Origin of the sequence: Staphylococcus sp. HMSC034G07 (assembly GCF_001835975.1) — a bacterium.
Classification (GTDB): Bacteria; Bacillota; Bacilli; order Staphylococcales; family Staphylococcaceae; genus Staphylococcus; species Staphylococcus ureilyticus.
In genome coordinates this window covers 1-1,193 of sequence record NZ_KV826582.1, presented here as the reverse complement: position 1 = coordinate 1,193, position 1,193 = coordinate 1, and the positions used below count along the sequence as shown (strand labels likewise).

2 protein-coding genes are annotated in these 1,193 nt (G+C 25.4%); both read right to left on the bottom strand.

The features are described 5' to 3' along the window. Window positions 1-76 precede the first annotated feature (76 nt). A complete protein-coding gene (locus tag HMPREF2586_RS00265) occupies window positions 77-784 on the bottom strand; it encodes a hypothetical protein (protein WP_070812580.1) in 708 nt (235 codons plus the stop codon). A gap of 62 nt (window positions 785-846) precedes the next feature. Further along, a complete protein-coding gene (locus HMPREF2586_RS00260) occupies window positions 847-1,164 on the bottom strand; it encodes a hypothetical protein (protein ID WP_141756804.1) in 318 nt (105 codons plus the stop codon). Window positions 1,165-1,193: the final 29 nt, after the last annotated feature.

Sequence of the window (1,193 nt, the reverse complement as noted above, 5' to 3'; positions counted from 1 at the left end):
GCTTGGATCAATGGCTATTAGGCTCACTCCTTTTAAATTATCCTATTCGCCTATAATATAGGCGAATAGGAGTTTATCATACCAATTTTATTGTTATTTCTTGATTGCTAAATTCATATTCAAAATTGTACATACTTTGAAAATCTAATAACAAATCATATTTTGATTTAATTCCATTTTTTAGCTTGTAACAAATCTCAAATAAATCACGTATATAATCTGTTTTCATATACATTAATTCATTTGCATTATAATTTCTTTGTAATGATGTGATTTCAAAGTTTATCAGTGTTTCAAGTATTTCTTCCATATTACTTTCTGTTTTTGTTTGTCTTGATTCCATTGTGTCTTGTTCTGGCGTTTCTTTATCTGGTTTAATTACAACGACAGTTGGTGTTGGCACATGATAATTATTATCTTTATATTTTTGATAACCATTTTCTACTTCGTTTACATAACTGATAAATTCTTGCATTTCAACTTCATCTTCAACAGAAACAATTTCATAATTTAATTTCACTGGTGCAATTTCATTATAGTTTTTAAGAAAATCATTAATGTCTTTTTCACTACATAACGCGGAATTATAATATTGAGATAGTTTTCCTAATGAATCAAAATGATAATAAAGTTGTTCATCTATTGTGTACTGTGACTGTATATCTTTAGTGAGTTCTAATATATAATAATCAAACAATTCACATATTTCATTGTCCATTTCAAAAATACCTTTAACTTCTTTAAATTCATCTAGTAATACAACTAATTCTTCTTTTCTTTCCATAATAATAACCACCTTTATATTTTAGAATCTATTTTTTAAGGGAACGTATATTGAAAACTTTCTTATATTTCATCTTCATCATTGATAATCACTAAGTAACCATATTCATTATGTGCTAATATATCTTCTTCTTTAGATTTATCTGATACATGGAAATATTCCATTAGTCTTAATATGTCAAATTCATCTTGCAAGTCACTAAGTTTATAAAGTTCTAAAACATCTTTGATTGAGAAGTTATAACTATTAAGATAATTTAATAACTCCTTAATGTTACTATCAAAGTCATCTTTATTGTCTATTTCTATTAATGCCTTTCTGAAATAATCATGAGCTATTTTAAATTCTTTTTTCCTATCCATAACACTTAAATTTTTCATCATTGACCACTCCTAAATAGAATTTATAC

What these genes read in the sequence shown, in the direction of transcription:
- HMPREF2586_RS00265 (WP_070812580.1), bottom strand. Translation starts at nt 784, where the DNA reads ATGGAAAGAAAAGAAGAATTAGTTGTATTACTAGATGAATTTAAAGAA.
- HMPREF2586_RS00260 (WP_141756804.1), bottom strand. Translation starts at nt 1,164, where the DNA reads ATGAAAAATTTAAGTGTTATGGATAGGAAAAAAGAATTTAAAATAGCT.